Origin of the sequence: Microbacterium sp. CFH 31415, from assembly GCF_022538185.1 — a bacterium.
Classification (GTDB): Bacteria; Actinomycetota; Actinomycetes; order Actinomycetales; family Microbacteriaceae; genus Microbacterium.
The window spans coordinates 24,390-41,653 of the sequence record NZ_JAKYXC010000008.1; the positions used below are offsets into that span (position 1 = coordinate 24,390).

Genomic DNA, 17,264 nt, shown 5'->3' on the forward strand with positions numbered 1-17,264 from the left:
CGGCGGACGCACCACGGCGGCATCCGTAGACTCATCGCATGAGTGCTTCCGGCGGCGGCAAGGCGATCATCGCGGCGTTCCTGGCGAACATGGGCATCGCCCTCGCGAAGTTCATCGCATGGTTCATCTCGGGCTCGGCGTCGATGCTCGCCGAGGCGATCCACTCGGTCGCCGACTCGGGTAACCAGCTCCTCCTGCTGCTCGGCGGGCGGCGCGCCAAGCGCGCGGCCGATCGCGAGCACCCGTTCGGCTACGGGCGCGAGCGCTACGTCTACGCCTTCGTCGTATCGATCATCCTGTTCTCGGTCGGAGGCCTGTTCTCGATCTACGAGGGCATCGAGAAGCTCACCCATCCGCACGAGGTCACCAACTACTGGGTGCCGATCGTGGTGCTCGTGATCGCGATCGTGCTCGAGTCGTTCTCGCTGCGCACGGCGATCAAGGAGAGCAACCTCGTGCGCGGTCCGCGCCAGTCGTGGGTGTCGTTCGTTCGGCACTCGAAGGCTCCCGAGCTGCCCGTCGTGCTGCTCGAAGACGTCGGCGCCCTCACCGGACTCGCGTTCGCCCTGTTCGGCGTCGGCATGACGGCCATCACGCACAACCCGCTCTTCGACGCACTGGGCACGCTCATGATCGGCACGCTGCTCATCATCATCGCCATCGTCCTCGGCATCGAGACCAAGAGCCTCCTCGTGGGCGAGGGCGCGACCACCGCCGACCACGACCGCATCGTCACAGCGATCCTCGAGGGCCACGAGATCGAGAAGCTCATCCACATCAAGACGCTCTACCTCGGGCCCGACGAGCTGCTCGTCGCGGCCAAGCTCGGGTTCGCGTCCGACAAGCCGCTCGCCTCGGTCGCCGCCGACATCGACCGCATCGAGACCCGCGTGCGCGAAGCGGTGCCCACGGCCCGCGTTCTCTACTTCGAGCCCGACATCTACCGTCCGGGCGACGATCCCACTCCCCCGACGTCGGACTTCGTCATCCGCTCGGCCGACTGAGCGATGGAGTACTGCCTCTTCACCGAGCCGCAGCAGGGTGCGACCTACGACGACCAGCTCGCATTCGCGCAGGCCGGCGAGCGTCTCGGATTCGACGGGTTCTTCCGCTCCGACCACTATCTGCACATGGGCGCCGGCGATCCGCTGCCAGGCCCGACCGACGCATGGACGACCCTGGCGGGGCTCGCGCGGGAGACGTCGCGCATCCGTCTCGGCACGCTGGTGTCGTCGGTCACCTACCGGCAGCCGGGCATCCTCGCGATCCTGGTCGCGCAGGTCGACGCGATGTCGGGCGGACGAGTCGAGCTCGGGCTCGGCACCGGCTGGTTCGAGCGCGAGCACCGGGCGTACGGCATCCCGTTCCCCGCCAAGCGGTTCGACCTGCTCGAGGAGCAGCTCGCGATCGTCGCGGGTCTGTGGCGCACCCCGGTCGAGGAGACATTCTCGTTCTCGGGGAGACACTACGAGCTGACGGATGCTCCGCCCCTGCCCCGCCCGGTGCAGGAGCGGATCCCGCTGATCGTGGGCGGCGCCGGCCCCCGACGCACGCCCGAGCTCGCTGCCCGGTTCGCCACGGAGTTCAACATCGGGTTCCGTCCCGAGCACGAGATCGCCGAGCGCTTCGCGGGGGTGCGCGCCGCGTGCGAGCGCATCGGCCGTGACCCCGGCACGCTGAAGCTCTCCGTCGCGCTGCCGACGCTGGCCGCGGCATCCGCTCCAGAGCTCGACCGCAGGGCGGCGAACATCGGTCGCACGGTGGACCAGCTGCGGGGCGGCACCGACATCGTCGGCTCGCGGGACGAGATCGTCGCCAAGGTCGAGCGGATCGCCGCGCTCGGCGCCGATCGCCTCTACCTGCAGCTGATGGACCTGCAGGACGTCGACCAGGTCGAGTACCTCGGGCAGGACGTGCTGCCGCATCTCCCCCGCTGAGTCAGTCCCGCGTCACCGGCAGGCGGTACGACGGGAGACCGCGCCTGCGCACGAGCCACTCCGCGACCACCAGGTTCGGCAGCCAGCAGAGGAAGGGCACCGCCGCGTATGCGTTCGCGAACGCCGTGCCCATGTCGACGGACTGCCCGAGCAGCATCGGGGACATCATGAGAAGCGGCAGCCATAGCCGCAGCGTCACGCCCGCGTACGTCAGCGCGTAGTTGCGGATCATCCAGGCCTGATGGCTCGGCACGTCGCCGCGACGGATCGCACGGTAGGCGCGCCAGCCGGTGATGAGCCACAGCACCGCCAGCGCGCCGAATCCGAAGAACCCGACGTAGCCGGCAGGGCTGGACGGAGCGATCACGAGCCCCGCCGCCCCGCCGACGGCGACGCCGGCCAGATAGAGGCGGCCGCTCCAGCGATGCGCGCGCGGTGCGCGCTCGCGCAGTCCGCGCCAGAACTGCAGCGCGCCGAGGACGAGCGCCGTCGCGCCGCCGACGATGTGCGTGTAGAACGCCGCTTGCACGAAGACCGACGTGTCGGCGTACGTCGGGGCGAGTCCGACGCCGTCGCCGGCGAGCTCGCGCAGCGACGCGGTGAAGTACGGCGTCGCCGAGAACGCCACCACGGCGAGGGCCGAGAGCAGCACGAAGGCCCAGCCCACGCGGCCGGCGGTGCGCGACCCCCGGGTGCCGGCGGGAGCGGTGCGGACGGGTTCGATGAGGCGAGTCATGGCTGTCACGGTAGGGACGCCGCGGTGTGGCGGGCAGGGTGCAGGCCCCCGGATGCGCGGTGCGCGAACCCCCGGATCTCGCGCGGAGCGGCGACCACTGTCGCCGAGCCGACTGCGGGAGTACTGTTCGCTCATCGATTGCGGGGGTGCCACCATGCCCGACGGAATCAACGCGCGGCCACTGGGGGCCGCGATCGCAGCGTTCGTCCTGATCACACTGTGCGGCTGCACTGCGGCGTCGCCGATGCCGAGTCCGGGGCACGTCAGCCTCCCGAGCGACCGAACGCTTCGCTCGATCATCGAGGCCGAGCCGGAGCATCCCGTGTTCGAGGTCGTACAGGAGACCACCGACTTCGATGGCGATCACGCCGACGTCGTCTCCTACGAGAGCGGCGGCCTGCTCCTGCGGGCGGTGATCCGCCGGCCGCCGAGTGGCGCACCCGAGAGTCCCGCCATCGTGTTCGTGCACGGGTCGGTGGATCCCGACGAGTACTCGGGCCTCACGGAGTACGACGAGCTCGCGGATGCCCTCGTCGACAGCGGTTACACGGTGGTGGTCCCCGATCTGCGCAACCACGGGGAGTCGGAGGACGACCCCGCGTGGGAGACGGACATGGATGTCGGGGCGACCCTCGACGTCGTCAATGCCGCGCGGGCGACCGCGTCCGATCCGCAGGTGGATGCCGAGCGGGTGGCGATCGTCGGGCACTCCCTGGGCGGGGCGATGGTCGTGAAGGCCGCCGTCGTGGCGCCCGACGTCGCTCGCGCCGTCGTCGCGTTGGCGCCGTCTCACGTCTCGCCGTGGGAGGACGTCACGCGCTTCGCGTCGGGAACCCCGTTCTACGACACGATCATGGCCGCGCACGGCGACCTCGAGGAGTCACCGGACTACTGGCGTGACGTGTCGGCGCTCACCTTCGTCGATCGAATGGCGTCGCCGCTGCTCGTCGTCCACGGCACCCATGACGACGTCGTTCCCATCGGCTGGTCCAGACTCCTCACCGCCCAGTGGACCGGTGCCGGCAAGGACGTGGAACTCATCGAGGCCGAGGGTGCGGACCACTTCTTGAACGGCACCGCGCCGGTAGCCCAGCGGATCACCGAGTTCCTCGCCGAGCGCATGCCCTGATCCAGCGGCGCGGGTCAGTGCCGCGCGTCAGCGGCGCGCGTCAGCGGCGCACGTCGGCGGCGCGCGTCAGCGGTGCGGGTCAGCGGCGCGCGTCGAAGAAGGCGCGGAGGAGCGCGGACGCCTCGGCCTCGCGCACGCCCGGGATGACCTCCGCGCGGTACGGCAGGCGCCGGTCGCGCACGACGTCGTACATCGACCCGGCCGCGCCCGCCTTCTCGTCCCAGGCGCCGAAGACCAGCCGCGAGACGCGCGACTGCAGAACGGCGCCGGCGCACATGACGCACGGCTCGAGAGTCACGACGAGTGTGCACCCTTCGAGGTTCCACGAGCCGACGGCGGCCGCAGCCGCGCGCAGCGCGACCACCTCCGCGTGCGCCGTCGGATCGTGCTCGACCTCGCGGAGGTTCCGGCCCTCGCCGATCGGCCGGCCGGCGGCATCCGTCACCACTGCCCCGACAGGGACGTCGCCGGCCTCACCCGCAGCGGCGGCCAGCGCGAGCGCGCGGTCCATCGCGGCGAGGTCGGCGGGGTCGAACGTCACAGCACGAGCGTACGGCCGTCGGGCTCGCGCGCGAACCCGCTTCCGGCGCGCGGCCCGCCACGCACTACCCTGGGCGTATGCGCCTGCACGTCGCCGATCACCCCCTCATCACCCACAAGCTCACGGTGCTGCGCGACGAGCGCACGCCGTCGCCGGTGTTCCGTCAGCTCACCGAGGAGCTCGTGACGCTCCTCGCCTACGAAGCGACCCGCAGCGTTCGGGTGTCGCCCCTCGAAATCCAGACGCCGGTCACGACGACCACAGGCGTCAAGATCAGCGAGCCCCGCCCGCTCGTCGTGCCCATCCTGCGCGCCGGCCTCGGCATGCTCGAAGGCATGGTCAAGCTCATACCCACCGCCGAGGTGGGCTTCCTCGGCATGGTGCGCAACGAAGAGACCCTCGAGCCGTCGACGTACGCCGAGCGCCTGCCCGACGACCTCAGCGATCGGCAGTGCTTCGTGCTCGACCCGATGCTCGCGACGGGCGGCTCGCTGGGCGCGGCGATCGAGTTCCTCTTCGCGCGCGGCGCACAGGACGTCACCGCGATCTGCCTGCTGGGCGCCCCCGAAGGGGTCCAGGCGATCGAGAAGCAGGTCGAAGGCCGTGACGTGACCCTCGTGCTCGGCGCGATGGACGAGCGCCTCAACGACAAGGGCTACATCGTGCCCGGACTCGGTGACGCCGGCGACCGCCTGTACGGGACGGTCTGACCGACCCTCACACGATGCTGACGGCACGCGGGTCGGATGCTCCGACCGCCGTCACCTCGCCGGTGGCGAGTCCGCGCCCCATGACCGCGATGGGCGTGAGCGCGCGGCCGTTGAACCGCGTCGCGGTCACCGACGTGTAGGCGCCCATCACCGGGCTCACGAGAAGATCGCCCAGGGCGAGCTCGGGCAGCAGGGTCTCTCGCGCGATCACGTCGGTCGAGTCGCATGTCGGCCCGCCCAGCGTCGCCCACCGGTGCGTCTCGGTGCCGGACGGCCCGTCACGCAGCTCCTTCTCGGCGAACAGGAGCGGATGCACGTCTTCGGCGACGACGTTCGAGTACGAGCCGTACACCCCGTCATCGAGGTAGTACCAGCGTCCGTCGGCGCGTTCGGCGACGCCGACCACGCTCGTCACGAGGGTCATCGCCTCGGCGACCAGCACACGGCCGGGCTCGGCGATGATGTCGAGTCGCCCGACATGCGGTTCGAGGATCGGCCGCAGGAGGGCGGCGACCTCCTCGATCGTTGCGCTGGGCCGGTCATAAGAGACGGGGAACCCGCCGCCGATGTCGAGCGTGTCGAACCGCACACGCAGCCGTCGCTCGAGGTCGACCATCAGCGCGAGGGTCTCGCTCACTGCGGCGGCGAACCGGCCGGGATCATCGAGCTGGCTGCCGACGTGGAAGCTGAACCCGGCGATGCGAGTGCCCTGCCGCTTCGCCTGCTCGACCAGGCGGGCCGCTTCGAACGGCCCGACGCCGAACTTGCTCGACAGGTCGCTCTTCGCGTGCGGGCTGCGATAGGCGAGCCGTACGAGGAGGCCGACGTCGGCGGGTGCGCCGGCGAACTTGGCCAGTTCGGCGTCGTTGTCGACGACGAACGTGCGCACTCCCGCGGAGAGCGCCGCCGCGATCTCGGACGGCTTCTTGACGGGATGCGTGTGGATGATCCGTGCCGCGCCGATCCCGCGCCGGGTGAGCAGCTCCAGTTCCTCTCCCGTGGCGATGTCGAAGCCGCTGCCCGCGTCGTCGAGCGCACCGACGACAGCGTCGTGGGAGAGAGCCTTCACCGCGTAGTGGAAGCGCGCGAACGGCAGCGCGTCGCGCAGCCGGCGGTACTGCCGCCGCACTCGCTCCGGATCGAGCAGCAGCAGCGGGGTGCCGTGCAGCGCGAGCGCGGCGCGGGCGGCGTCGGTGGAGAGGAGAGCGGATGCCTCGGCCCGCCGCCGTTCGACGAGCGTGCGGGTTGCACGGCGGTCGGCACGCGTGTCGGTGGCCGCGACGGCGACGGCGACGGCGACGGCGCCGGCGCCGGCATCTGGGTGGGGGTCGGGGCCGGTCATGAGACCTGCTCCTCGCTGCGCGATCCGCCGCGGAGACCTATGCGGGCGGTGATCGTGAACGCCCCGGCCGCGATCGCGTAGAAGACGATGTCGGCAACGACCTTGCCGGCGAGCAGGCCCCACAGCGGGTCGGCCAGCAGCCAGACTCCCGCCATCAGCAGAGCGGGCCGGATGAGCAGGGTGTCCAGGATCTCGGCGACGCCGAACTCGGCGACGAGCAGCATCATGGTGCGCCCGAGCGCCACACGGCGGTTGCGCGAGACCGGCGCCTGCTCGATGAAGATGGTGATCGTCAGCACGGCGTAGAACCCCAGGGTCTCGCCGAGGAGTCCGGCGAGGGCGATGACGGCCGCGTTGCCTGTCCAGATCGTCACGCCCAGCCCGGCGATGAGCATCGCCGCGGTGCCGACGATCTCGGCCGGGAGGTACCGCGTGATCCAGAAGCCCAGACCGCGGCGCCGTGCGCCGGGCGCAGCGTCGTCGTGGGTCTGCTCCGTTGTGCCGGGGCTGTGGGCGATCGTGGTCATGTCGCACCCCCTCACCCGTGGAAGAGGGCAGGGCGGAGCGCGTGATACCGACGCCGGCGACCTAGAACACCGGCAAGAAAAGGTGCGGCATCCGCCCCTCGCCGAACGAATGCCGCACCCGCGCCTATGCGACGCTACGTCAGCGTACGCGTGCGAGCGGAACCTCGAGACGGGGTTGACATGCTCGCCGTGGTTGTCTAGAGGATCAGTTGTCGAGAAGGGGTTCCTGGGGGTTGCGCCGGCCCGTCTCCTGCTCCCAGAACTCCAGCTGCTGGGTCAGCGCCTTGGCGAGTTCGAAGACCTGCTCCGGGGGGATCCGGATGCGGCTCACGACCCGCGCGGGGACGATGGTGTGCCGTTCGCCGGTCTCGGCGTCGACCTGTTCGCGCGGCGGCTGCGCGAGGGTGAGGAAGTCCATCACGAACACGGTGGGCGTGTGCCACACGTTGGCGAAGTCGGCGTAGGCGCCGCCGATGTGCTCCGGCGGAAGGTCGATCTCGAACTGGCGCGGCGCTTCGTCGGCCATGCGCACCTCCTGGGTCGCTGTCTGCGCGAGTCTACGCGCGGCTCAGCTCCGACCGACCAGCCGGGCGAATCCGCTGAGCCGCGCCACGCCCTCGGGCGTGTACGGCAGGTCGTCGAGCAGCGCCGGCGAGTGCACCAGGTAGGCGGTGTGCTTGGCGCGGGAGATCGCGACATTGAGCCGATTGCGCAGCAGCAGGAACTCGAGGCCGCGCGGTGCGTCGCGCCCCGCGGACGCCGCGAGCGACACGATCGCGACGGCGGCCTCCTGCCCCTGGAAGCGGTCGACCGTTCCCACCGGGATGTCGGAGAACCCGGCGGCCGCCAGAGCCTCCTCGACCGCAACCTGCTGGGCGTTGTAGGGCGTCACGACGATGATGTCGCGCTGCTGCAGCGCCCGCGGCGCCAGCGGTGTCGTCACGCCGTCGTCGTCGACGCTGATATCGGTCCATGCACGGCCGACGACGCCTCTCACGATGTCGACGACGGCCGCAGCCTCCTCGACGGACTGTGTGGCGTTCCCGCGGTGGCGGACCGGCACCGGATGCAGCCCGGGCTCGACCCCCTGGAGGGTGCGCAGTGCGGTCGACGGATGGGCGGCGAGCTCGCCCCGATACGACAGCCGCGAGACGGGCTCGGCGACCGCGGGATGCATGCGCCACGTGCGCGCGAGGAAGTAGCCGTACTCGGGCGGGACGACGTCGGCGCCGTCCATGACCCAGCCGAGCGCCGACGTGTCGACGGGCTCCGGGTGGGTGCCCTGGCTGACCTGCGGAAGCTGCTGCGGGTCGCCGAGCAGCAACAGGCGCGGCGAGGCGAGTGACACCGCGATGGTCGACGCGAGCGAGAACTGCCCGGCCTCGTCGATGACGAGGAGGTCGAGACTGCCGCGCGGGATGCGCCCCTCGTGGCTGAAGTCCCAGGCCGTGCCGCCGACGACGAATCCCGAATCGGCCCGCTCGGCGGTGAACTCGGCGACGCCGTTCTTGCGCAGCGGGGTGAAGCAGTAGTCCTCGCGCTCGGTCTTGGGCGCCTTGCCTACGAGATCCTTCGGGACGCCCGCTGCGACGATGCGCTCGAGCATGTTCTCGACCACGGCGTGCGACTGCGCGACCACGCCGACCGTGAATGCGCGCTCGCGGACGAGCCGGGCGATCACATGCGAGCCGACGTAGGTCTTGCCGGTACCCGGCGGGCCCTGCACTGCGAGGTAGCTGCGGTCGAGGTCGACGACGGCGCGCACGATCGCGTCGACGTCGTCGCCCGTCGACGCGGGCAGTCCTCCGCCGACGGTGCGCGGGGGACGCCGAGCGAGGATGTCGGTCGCAGGGTCGGCGGGGAGCGACGGCGCGGCGTCGACCACGGCGTCGGCCCACGCGTCGATCGCCGACTGCTGGTTTCCTGCGGACGGCGGCGCCATCGGCGTGAGCGCGATCGGCAGTCGCGACCAGGTCACGCCGTCGACCGCCGTCTCTTCGACGATCGCCCCGTCGTCGAGTACCTCGAGCACCGTGATCGACCGGTACGAGTGGATCCACCGTGGCGACCCTTCGAACGGGTATGGTGCCGGCAGCTCGTAGAGCGCGAAGGGCTGGCTGCCCTCGCTCAGGCGCGTGCCGGGTGCCAGCTCACCGCGCAGCTCGATCGTGCGCCGCTCGCCGCCGCGGCCACTCTCGGCGAAGTGCCAGTCCTCGACCACCCGTGAGCGAGCAGGGTCTATGACGACGACATCGCGCGTCTCCTCCCACAGCGACACCGGCTCGCGCAGCCGCAGGAAATGCGTCGCCCAGAAGGTCTTCGATTCACGCGGGTAGTAGTCGATCGCAGCGGCACCCAGTCGCAGCGACTGTGCGTCGGCGGAGTCGGCGGGGTGCGCGACAGCGAGCCGCGCCAGGGCGAGCGCGCGGTGCGACGGCTCGTACGCGCGGTCGTCGGCCTCGCCGTTGGGCGAAGGGCGCAGACCCGCCTCGCGGGCACGGTCGACCAGCCAGTCGCGCAGGCGTCGCGTGGACACGCAGTCGTAGCGGTTGTAGTCGGCGAGGTCGTCGAGGATCTGCTGCGCGGCCGCCTCGTCGCCGTCGGCGGCGAACGCGCGGGCCTCGACGTAGCGGACGATCGAGTCGTCGCCCTTCTGCACGTCGCTCGTGCGCACCTCGGCACCCATGTAGAGCGGCTCGAGCTTCTTGATCGAGTACGAGCGCGAGCCCACGCGCAGCGCGCGCCGCACGATGGGATACAGGTCGACGAAGACCCCGTCGCGCAGGAGGCGGTCGACATCGGCCTCGCGGACTCCGTGCCGAGCGGCCATGGCGAGCAGGTGCGACGGCTCGTAGGGCGCGTAGTGGTAGATGTGCATGCCCGGATGCTGCCTGCGGCGCAGGTCGACGATGTCGAGGAACGTCTCGAGGGCGCGCTTCTCATCGGCGAACGAGTGCGCCCACAGCGCGCTGTACTGCTCGCGGTCGTCGACCCAGCCGAAGAGGTAGTCGATCCCCCACTGCGTCGGCTCGCCCTCGCGGCCCGGCGGCTGCGGCTCGCTGTGCAGCGGGTCGCCCTCGAAGTCGAAGAACAGATCGCCATGGTCGGGGCGGGGCAGCGCGCCCAGCGCGGTCGGGGCCACGACCTCGAAGGTCGGCAGCGGTGGGGGGCCGGCGTGATCCGACGGTGGTGGCGCGAGCGGGGGCGTCCCCGCGGGACTGTCGAGCTGCAGCCTGGCCTGGGTGCGCAGCATCCCGAATGTGTCGGGGTTCATGCCCGAGGGACCCCGCGGCGCGACGGCGAGCTCTTCGATCGTGTGCACCCCGGCCGCGCGCAGCCGCTGTCGCTGAACCGGTCGCATGCCGGCGACGAGGAGGAGGTCGCGGGATGCCACGACCTCGGCGTCGCAGGTCGCGCAGCGTCCGCATGCGACGACGTCGAGCTCGCCGCGCGGGTCGCCCCAGGCGATCGCCTCGCCGGCGACGCGCAGGTCGAGGCGGCGGTCGGCGATGAGCGCGGCAAGGCGCTCGCGCCGCAGACGGAACACCGGCAGCAGGTCGTCGACCTCGTGCTCGCTGACGCTGCCGTCGCCGAGGAGGAGCTCGACGCGATCGGATCGCGGGACGCGGAGCCGGTCGAGCTGGTCGACGTACGCCGCGAGCTGCATGAGCGCGGTGACCCGCGCATGACGGGCGAGCTTGGTGTCTTGCACGACCCACCGGCCGTCGGCGTCGCGCACGAGGAAGTCGGCGAACCCGACGAAGTCGGTCGTGGCGAAGGCGGCCTGGTAGACGACGTCGGCGTCGGAGACCAGGGCGGCGTTCGTGAGCGCGACGGCCTCGGCGAGCGCCACGGCGTCGGACGACCGCGCCTCGGGAACCTCGACGACCCCGTCGCCGAACCGCTCGATGTACTCGGCGAGCACACGGCGCTCGTGCAGGGTGCCCAGCCGCCCGGCACGGAGAAGAGTGAGGTCTTCGGGCTCTTCGACCGCCGCCACCCGCCCCAGCTTCGCGTCGATGGCTCGCAGCCAGGCGAACTCGCACTCGGCCGCCGCCTTGAGGTCGCTCGCGCTCCAGACGATCCGGCCCTCGTCTTCGATGTATCGCATTCCCGCCCTTCTCCTCCACGACCCTAGCCGCGGCCGCCGACACCCCCGTCCGCGCCTGCCCCCCGGCTCGGCGCGCAGGCGCGGCGCAGGCCCCGCGCGCAAGGCCTCGCCGGCGGCCGAGCGCGCCTGACAGACTGAAGGCATGAGCCTCCCCTTCGAGAGCGCCTACCGGCACGGGTTCGCACGCATCGCGGCCTGCACGATCCCGATCACGATCGCCGACCCCGTCGCGAACACCGACGCCGTGCTCGCCACGGCGCGCGAGTGCGACGCCGAGGCCGTGGCGGTCGCCGTCTTCCCCGAGCTGTGCCTCACCGGCTACTCGATCGAGGACCTGGTGATGCAGGATGCCGTGCTCGACGCCGTCGAACGCGCGATCGAGCGGCTGGTCGAGGCATCCGCTGATCTCTTCCCGATGCTCGTGGTCGGCGCGCCGCTGCGCCACGGCAACCGGCTCTACAACTGCGCCGTCGTCATCCACCGCGGCGAGCTGCTGGGCGTCGCGCCCAAGTCCTACCTGCCGACCTACCGCGAGTTCTATGAGCGCCGCTGGTATGCGCCGGGCGATGACCAGGTGGGCGAAGACATCCGCGTGGGCGAACTGGAGGCTCCGTTCGGTCCCGATCTTCTCTTCGAGGCGCTCGATGTGCCCGGGCTCGTCGTTCACGCCGAGGTGTGCGAAGACGTGTGGGTGCCGATCCCGCCGTCCGCCGGTGCAGCCCTCGCCGGCGCCACCGTGCTGCTGAACCTCAGCGGCAGCCCGATCACGATCGCCCGCGCCGAGGACCGCAAGGATCTGTGCCAGTCGCAGTCGCTCCGCTGCCTCGCCGCGTATGCATATGCCGCCGCGGGAATGGGCGAGTCCACGAACGACGTCTCGTGGGACGGCCAGACGATGATCTACGAGGCCGGCAACCTGCTGTCCGAGACGGAGCGGTTCCCCGACGGACCTCGCCGATCGGTCGCCGACGTCGATCTCGACCGTCTGCGGCAGGACCGCCTGCGCCAGGGCACCTTCGACGACAACCGCCGCACGCACGACCCGCGGTTCCGCGTCGTGCACTTCGAACTCGACCCGCCCGCCGCCGACATCGGGCTGCGTCGCACGCTCGACCGCTTCCCGTTCGTGCCCGACGACCCCGACCGGCTGGCGCAGGACTGCTACGAGGCGTTCAACATCCAGGTCTCGGGGCTGGTTCAGCGCCTGCAGGCGATCGGTGAGCCCAAGCCCGTCATCGGTGTCAGCGGCGGGCTGGACTCGACGCACGCGCTGCTCGTCGTCGCGCGCGCGATGGACCGCATGGGCCGCCCGCGCAGCGACATCCTCGCGTACACGATGCCGGGATTCGCGACCAGCGCACACACCAAGTCGAACGCCATCGCCCTGGCCGAGGCGGTGGGGGCCTCGATCGAGACGATCGACATACGACCCCTCGCGACCGAGATGCTCGAGCGCCTGGACCACCCGTTCGCCGACGGCGAGCCGGTGCACGACATCACGTTCGAGAACGTGCAGGCCGGCCTGCGCACCGACTACCTCTTCCGCCTCGCGAATCACCACGGCGGAATGGTGATCGGCACGTCCGATCTCTCGGAGCTCGCGCTCGGCTGGGCGACATACGGCGTCGGCGACCACATGAGCCACTACGCGGTGAACGCGGGCGTGCCGAAGACGCTCATCCAGCACGTGATCCGCTGGGTGATCTCGCACGAGGGCGAGGGCTCGACCGATCTGTCGTCCGAAGCCAAGCGCGTGCTGCAGTCGGTGCTCGACACGGAGATCTCGCCGGAGCTCGTGCCGGCGGGGCAGGACGGCAAGCTGCAGTCCACCGAGGACCGCATCGGCCCCTACGCGCTCCACGACTTCGCGCTGCACCACATCCTGCGGTTCGGGTTCCGCCCGTCGAAGATCGCCTACCTCGCCGCGCACGCGTGGGGGGACAAGGATGCGGGCGCCTGGCCGCCCGGGTTCCCCGCCGAGGACCGCTACGCCTATGACCTGCCGACGGTCGCGAAGTGGCTGCAGGTCTTCCTGCGGCGCTACTTCGCGTTCGCGCAGTTCAAGCGCTCGGCGATCCCCAACGGCCCGAAGGTCTCGCCGACCGGCTCGCTGTCGCCCCGCGGCGACTGGCGCGCGCCGTCGGACGGCAACGCGAACGTGTGGATCGCGGAGCTCAAGGCCGCTCTTCCCGAGCTCGTCGAGGAGTGAGCGGGAGGACGCGGCCGCGTCCCGTGCACAGAGTCGGCGATCTCAGCCGACACGCCACCTTCCCTACATGGTGCGCGGCGTATCGGCGGAATTCGCCGACGTTGTGCTCGGCCGGCGCACGGGCGACGCCGGATCGGGGGGTCAGACCGGCGCTGCGCCGTAGGCGAGCGTGATGATCCAGCTGTCGCGCGACAGGTCGGCGAGCTTGTAGTAGACGCGGCGATCGGGTATCCAGCCCCTCGTGCGCGGACTGTCGAGGCGCACATGGTCGGCGGCGACTCGGGCACCGCGGCCGTCCGCGTCGCGCACGGCCTGCACTCGCGTCCAGTGCGCGAGCAGCTGATCGACGTCGCTGTCATCGTACAAGTGGGAGTGCCGCTTCATCTCGCGCAGCGTCGGCTCGTCCGGGTGGGCGTCGCGCAGGTCGAGGCCGAGCGGGATCGCCGGGTCGGCGACGGCGACCACCGTGGCCGCACGATAGTTGGCGTTGCGGATGCGCAGCGGCACCTCCTGGCCCTCGACCTCGGCGATGAGCTGGGTGTGGAAGCCGAAGGTCCCCGGTGCCTCGCGCTCGACGCGCACGGTCCTGGGATCTACGCCGAGCTGCGCTGCGACGATCTCCTTCGCCAGAGTGCGCTTGCGATCGTGCTCCGGAAGCTTCGGGTCCCAGCCGAGCCGAGCCGTGATCCCCTCCGGAGTGTCCAGCAGCACCGATTCCATGGTCCACCTCTTCCCGCGGCCTCCCGCTTCCTTCATCATGTCGCGGGTTCCCGGAACGAGGAAGTGCGCCGCGCGACGGATGCCGCACCCCCCGGCTACGCCCACGTGCCGGGTCCCGCAACCCCCGGGCTACGCCCACGCGCCGGGTGGCGCAACCGCCCGGCTACGCCCACGCGCCGGGTGGCGCAACCGCCCGCAGACCCAGTGTGCGGCGCGCCGGGGGCGGTGCCAGGATGGTGCCATGGCCAGACGTGCGACCGTGGTCGGCAGTGGGCCGAACGGGCTCTCCGCCGCCGTCGCGCTCGCCCGCGCGGGCTTCGAGGTGCGCGTGCTCGAGGCCGCCCCCACGGTCGGCGGCGGCGTGCGCAGTGCGGAGCTGACGCTGCCCGGGTTCGTCCACGACGTGTGCTCGGCGGTGCATCCCGCCGCCCTGTCGTCGCCGGTCTTCCGCGCCTTCGGGCTCGGCGAGCGCATCGAATGGATCCACCCCGAGGCGTCCTACGCCCAGCCGCTCGACGACGGGCGGGCCGCGATCGCGTGGCGCGACATCGAGCGCACGGCGGCGGGGCTCGGCCGCGACGGCCGGATGTGGCTCGCGGCGCTGCGCCCGCTGAGCACGCACCTCGACGCCGTAGTCGATTTCACCGGATCCCAACTGCTGCGCTGGCCGCGGCATCCGGTCACCACCGTCCGCTACGGACTGCGCGCCCTTCAGCTGGGCTCGCGCCTCGGCCGCGGCACGTTCGCGACGGAGGAGGCGAACGCCCTGCTCGCGGGTGTGCTGGCGCACTCGAACTCACGGCTGCCCAGCGTGGGCGCGTCGGCGTCCGGGCTCTTCCTCGCGGCGCACGCGCACGCGGCGGACGGCTGGGCCTTCCCCCGCGGCGGGGCGCAGCGCATCGCGGATGTGCTCGCCGACGATCTAAGGGCGCACGGCGGCGCGATCGAGACCGGGCAGTACGTGACCACGCTCGACGGTCTCGACTGGGGCGACCCCGCCGCGGGCGATGTGCTGCTGCTCGACACGACGCCGCGGCTCGCGCTCACTCATCCCGGCATCCCGGCGCGGTATGCGAAGGCGATCCGCCGCTACCGCTACGGGGCCGCCGCCGCCAAGGTCGACTTCGCGCTCGACGGCCCGGTGCCGTGGGCGCACCCCGCTGTGGCGCAAGCGCCGACGGTCCACCTCGGAGGGACCCGCGCCGAGGTCGAGGCGAGCGAGAACGCCGTCGCCCGCGGTAGGGTCACCGACCGCCCGTATGTGCTCGCCGTACAGCCGACGGTGCTCGATCCGAGCCGGGCGCCCGAGGGCAAGCACGTGCTGTGGGCCTACATCCACGTGCCGGCGCACTCGACGCTCGACGCCACCGAGCTCGTGACGCGTCAGGTCGAGCGCTTCGCCCCCGGCTTCCGTGACCGGATCCTGGCGTCGAGCTCCATGACCGCGGCGCAGCGCGAGGCCTACAACCCGGCCGACATCGGCGGCGACATCCTGGGCGGCGCGTTCACCTTCGCGCAGGCGGTCCGCCGGCCGACGGTCTCGCCGACCCCGTGGCGCACGCCGATGCCCGGCGTGTACCTCGCATCGGCCGCCTCACCGCCCGGCCCCGGCGTGACGGGCATGCCGGGGTGGTACGCGGCGCGGCAGGCGCTGCGCGACACGCAGGGGCTCCGGCTCGAGCCCGAGGACCTGTTCCGGACGTGACGGCATGGATGGCTTCGCAGCAGTCGACTTCGGGGTCGCGCGGGAGGTGCTCCAGCGGGGCATCGCCGCGATCTACGTCGTCGCCTTCATCTCGACGGTGAACCAGTTCCGGCCGCTGCTCGGCGAGCGCGGCCTGTTGCCCGCCCCGGAGCTGCTGGCGTGGGCGAAGGCTTCGGCGGCCGGGCGGGGCCAGGACGCCCGCAGCGCGCGCAGGTCGGCCTGGCGGCTGCGCCCGACGCTGTTCCGCTGGGTGACGTACACCGACCGCCGGCTGGCGGCGCTCTGCTGGACGGGCTGCGTCGTAGCGGCGGCTCTGGTGTGCGGCATCCCGCAGCTGTTCACTCCGTGGGCTCCGATGGCCTGCTTCCTGGCGCTGTGGCTGGGCTACATGTCGATCGTCAGCATCGGGCAGACCTTCTACGGCTTCGGCTGGGAGATGCTGCTGCTCGAGGCCGGCTTCCTCGCCGCGTTCCTGGGGTCCGCCGCTGAGCCGCCGCCCACGGTCGTGATCGTGCTCTTCTGGTGGCTCGTGTTCCGGCTGGAGTTCGGCGCGGGGATGATCAAGATCCGCGGCGGACGCGAGTGGCGCGACCTGACGGCGCTCACCTACCACCACGAGACCCAGCCGATGCCCGGTCCGCTCAGCCGGCAGGCGCACCTGCTCCCCCGCTGGTTCCACAAGGGCGAGGTGGTGGGGAACCACATCGCCCAGCTGATCGTGCCGTGGTTCCTCTTCGCTCCGCTCCTCGGGCTGTGGGTTCCCGGACCCGTTCCCGCGATCGTCGGTGCTGTGGCCGGCGCGATCGTGATCGCGACGCAGCTGTGGCTGGTGATCACCGGCAACTTCGCGTGGCTGAACTGGATCACCATCGTGCTCGCCTTCTCGGCCATCGGGCTGCCCTTCGAGCGCGACTCGACCCTCGCGCACGGACCGCCGTGGATCGTCGACGGGCTGCCGCTCCCCTGGCTCGTCGTCACTTGCGCTGTCGGAGTGGTCTACGCCGTGCTGAGCTGGTGGCCGCTGCACAACCTCTTCGCGCACCGGCAGCTCATGAACGCGAGCTTCAACCGCTGGCAGCTGGCGAACGCCTACGGTGCGTTCGGCACGGTCACCAAGCAGCGGATCGAGATCGTCATCGAGGGGACGACAGACGAGGATCCGGATGCCGCGACCTGGCGCGAGTACTCCTTCAAAGGCAAGCCGGGCGACGTGCGGCGCGTGCCCCGGCAGTTCGCTCCGTATCACCTTCGCCTCGACTGGCTGATGTGGTTCCTGCCCCTCGGCCGCTCTCTCGACGACTGGTTCACGGTGCTCCTGATCAGATTGCTCGAAGCGGATGCCGCGACCCTGCGGCTGCTCGCCGGCGATCCGTTCCGCGGTGAGCGGCCGGTGTGGGTGCGCGCGGTGGCCTATCACTACCGGTTCACCACGCACGCGGAGTTCCGCACCGCCCGAGAGCGGTGGCACCGGCAGCGGCGCGGCGACGTGCTGGGCCCGATGGCCTTGCGCCGCGGCTGAAGGCGCATGCCGGCGGGGACCGGGTCGCAGGGTCGCGGAGGCGGCCGGCGGACGCGACCGTCGGAGGCGACCGTCGGA

Annotated in this window: 14 protein-coding genes; 7 read left to right on the top strand and 7 right to left on the bottom strand. The window is 71.4% G+C overall.

The window, feature by feature from the left end:
* Positions 1–38 precede the first annotated feature (38 nt).
* Together MK786_RS10025 and MK786_RS10030 are read left to right on the top strand one after the other, a co-directional pair.
* Positions 39–1,004, top strand: a complete 966-nt coding sequence (locus tag MK786_RS10025; protein ID WP_241112093.1) for a cation diffusion facilitator family transporter — start codon at positions 39–41, stop codon at positions 1,002–1,004.
* Positions 1,005–1,007: 3 nt separating this feature from the next.
* Complete coding sequence (locus MK786_RS10030; RefSeq protein ID WP_241112094.1) at positions 1,008–1,937, top strand: LLM class F420-dependent oxidoreductase; 930 nt, start codon at positions 1,008–1,010, stop codon at positions 1,935–1,937.
* A gap of 1 nt (position 1,938) precedes the next feature.
* Here the strand turns inward: MK786_RS10030 and MK786_RS10035 are convergent, their stop codons facing one another.
* Positions 1,939–2,673 (bottom strand): DUF2306 domain-containing protein, encoded by a 735-nt coding sequence (locus tag MK786_RS10035; protein WP_241112095.1) that lies wholly within the window; start codon positions 2,671–2,673, stop codon positions 1,939–1,941.
* A gap of 154 nt (positions 2,674–2,827) precedes the next feature.
* On the opposite strand from MK786_RS10035, the gene MK786_RS10040 reads away from it, so the two are divergent.
* Positions 2,828–3,802, top strand: a complete 975-nt coding sequence (locus MK786_RS10040) for a S9 family peptidase (protein WP_241112096.1) — start codon at positions 2,828–2,830, stop codon at positions 3,800–3,802.
* Positions 3,803–3,881: 79 nt separating this feature from the next.
* Here MK786_RS10040 and MK786_RS10045 read toward each other — a convergent pair whose 3' ends face one another.
* Complete coding sequence (locus MK786_RS10045) at positions 3,882–4,313, bottom strand: nucleoside deaminase (RefSeq protein WP_241112220.1); 432 nt, start codon at positions 4,311–4,313, stop codon at positions 3,882–3,884.
* A 107-nt stretch (positions 4,314–4,420) separates the two neighbouring features.
* Between MK786_RS10045 and upp the strand changes: the two genes are divergently transcribed.
* Positions 4,421–5,053, top strand: coding sequence for a uracil phosphoribosyltransferase (gene upp / locus MK786_RS10050; protein WP_241112097.1), 633 nt, complete (start codon positions 4,421–4,423; stop codon positions 5,051–5,053).
* A gap of 7 nt (positions 5,054–5,060) precedes the next feature.
* On the opposite strand, the gene MK786_RS10055 is transcribed toward upp, so the two are convergent.
* The 4 genes from MK786_RS10055 to MK786_RS10070 form a co-directional block, all read right to left on the bottom strand.
* Positions 5,061–6,395: a type III PLP-dependent enzyme gene (locus MK786_RS10055; protein WP_241112098.1), complete on the bottom strand. Its 1,335-nt coding sequence runs from the start codon at positions 6,393–6,395 to the stop codon at positions 5,061–5,063.
* Entirely contained in the window at positions 6,392–6,922 is a 531-nt protein-coding gene (locus tag MK786_RS10060) for a hypothetical protein (RefSeq protein WP_241112099.1), read from the bottom strand. The genes MK786_RS10055 and MK786_RS10060 overlap by 4 nt, the downstream gene beginning before the upstream one ends.
* A 205-nt stretch (positions 6,923–7,127) precedes the next feature.
* On the bottom strand, positions 7,128–7,448 hold the full coding sequence (locus MK786_RS10065; RefSeq protein WP_241112100.1) for a DUF3467 domain-containing protein: 321 nt from the start codon (positions 7,446–7,448) through the stop codon (positions 7,128–7,130).
* Between the two features lie 42 nt (positions 7,449–7,490).
* Positions 7,491–11,033: a TM0106 family RecB-like putative nuclease gene (locus MK786_RS10070; protein ID WP_241112101.1), complete on the bottom strand. Its 3,543-nt coding sequence runs from the start codon at positions 11,031–11,033 to the stop codon at positions 7,491–7,493.
* Positions 11,034–11,175: 142 nt separating this feature from the next.
* On the opposite strand from MK786_RS10070, the gene MK786_RS10075 reads away from it, so the two are divergent.
* On the top strand, positions 11,176–13,242 hold the full coding sequence (locus MK786_RS10075; RefSeq protein WP_241112102.1) for an NAD(+) synthase: 2,067 nt from the start codon (positions 11,176–11,178) through the stop codon (positions 13,240–13,242).
* A 141-nt stretch (positions 13,243–13,383) separates the two neighbouring features.
* Here MK786_RS10075 and MK786_RS10080 read toward each other — a convergent pair whose 3' ends face one another.
* Positions 13,384–13,962: a hypothetical protein gene (locus tag MK786_RS10080; RefSeq protein WP_241112103.1), complete on the bottom strand. Its 579-nt coding sequence runs from the start codon at positions 13,960–13,962 to the stop codon at positions 13,384–13,386.
* 241 nt (positions 13,963–14,203) lie between these two features.
* On the opposite strand from MK786_RS10080, the gene MK786_RS10085 reads away from it, so the two are divergent.
* Both MK786_RS10085 and MK786_RS10090 read left to right on the top strand, forming a co-directional pair.
* Positions 14,204–15,667 (top strand): NAD(P)/FAD-dependent oxidoreductase, encoded by a 1,464-nt coding sequence (locus MK786_RS10085; RefSeq protein WP_241112104.1) that lies wholly within the window; start codon positions 14,204–14,206, stop codon positions 15,665–15,667.
* Positions 15,668–15,671: 4 nt separating this feature from the next.
* A complete protein-coding gene (locus tag MK786_RS10090; RefSeq protein WP_241112105.1) occupies positions 15,672–17,186 on the top strand; it encodes a lipase maturation factor family protein in 1,515 nt (504 codons plus the stop codon).
* The last annotated feature ends 78 nt before the right edge of the window (positions 17,187–17,264 follow it).

Coding starts and splice junctions, on each gene's coding strand:
- MK786_RS10025 (WP_241112093.1), top strand. CDS start 39: ATGAGTGCTTCCGGCGGCGGCAAGGCGATCATCGCGGCGTTCCTGGCG.
- MK786_RS10030 (WP_241112094.1), top strand. CDS start 1,008: ATGGAGTACTGCCTCTTCACCGAGCCGCAGCAGGGTGCGACCTACGAC.
- MK786_RS10035 (WP_241112095.1), bottom strand. CDS start 2,673: ATGACTCGCCTCATCGAACCCGTCCGCACCGCTCCCGCCGGCACCCGG.
- MK786_RS10040 (WP_241112096.1), top strand. CDS start 2,828: ATGCCCGACGGAATCAACGCGCGGCCACTGGGGGCCGCGATCGCAGCG.
- MK786_RS10045 (WP_241112220.1), bottom strand. CDS start 4,313: ATGGACCGCGCGCTCGCGCTGGCCGCCGCTGCGGGTGAGGCCGGCGAC.
- upp (WP_241112097.1), top strand. CDS start 4,421: ATGCGCCTGCACGTCGCCGATCACCCCCTCATCACCCACAAGCTCACG.
- MK786_RS10055 (WP_241112098.1), bottom strand. CDS start 6,395: ATGACCGGCCCCGACCCCCACCCAGATGCCGGCGCCGGCGCCGTCGCC.
- MK786_RS10060 (WP_241112099.1), bottom strand. CDS start 6,922: ATGACCACGATCGCCCACAGCCCCGGCACAACGGAGCAGACCCACGAC.
- MK786_RS10065 (WP_241112100.1), bottom strand. CDS start 7,448: ATGGCCGACGAAGCGCCGCGCCAGTTCGAGATCGACCTTCCGCCGGAG.
- MK786_RS10070 (WP_241112101.1), bottom strand. CDS start 11,033: ATGCGATACATCGAAGACGAGGGCCGGATCGTCTGGAGCGCGAGCGAC.
- MK786_RS10075 (WP_241112102.1), top strand. CDS start 11,176: ATGAGCCTCCCCTTCGAGAGCGCCTACCGGCACGGGTTCGCACGCATC.
- MK786_RS10080 (WP_241112103.1), bottom strand. CDS start 13,962: ATGGAATCGGTGCTGCTGGACACTCCGGAGGGGATCACGGCTCGGCTC.
- MK786_RS10085 (WP_241112104.1), top strand. CDS start 14,204: ATGGCCAGACGTGCGACCGTGGTCGGCAGTGGGCCGAACGGGCTCTCC.
- MK786_RS10090 (WP_241112105.1), top strand. CDS start 15,672: ATGGATGGCTTCGCAGCAGTCGACTTCGGGGTCGCGCGGGAGGTGCTC.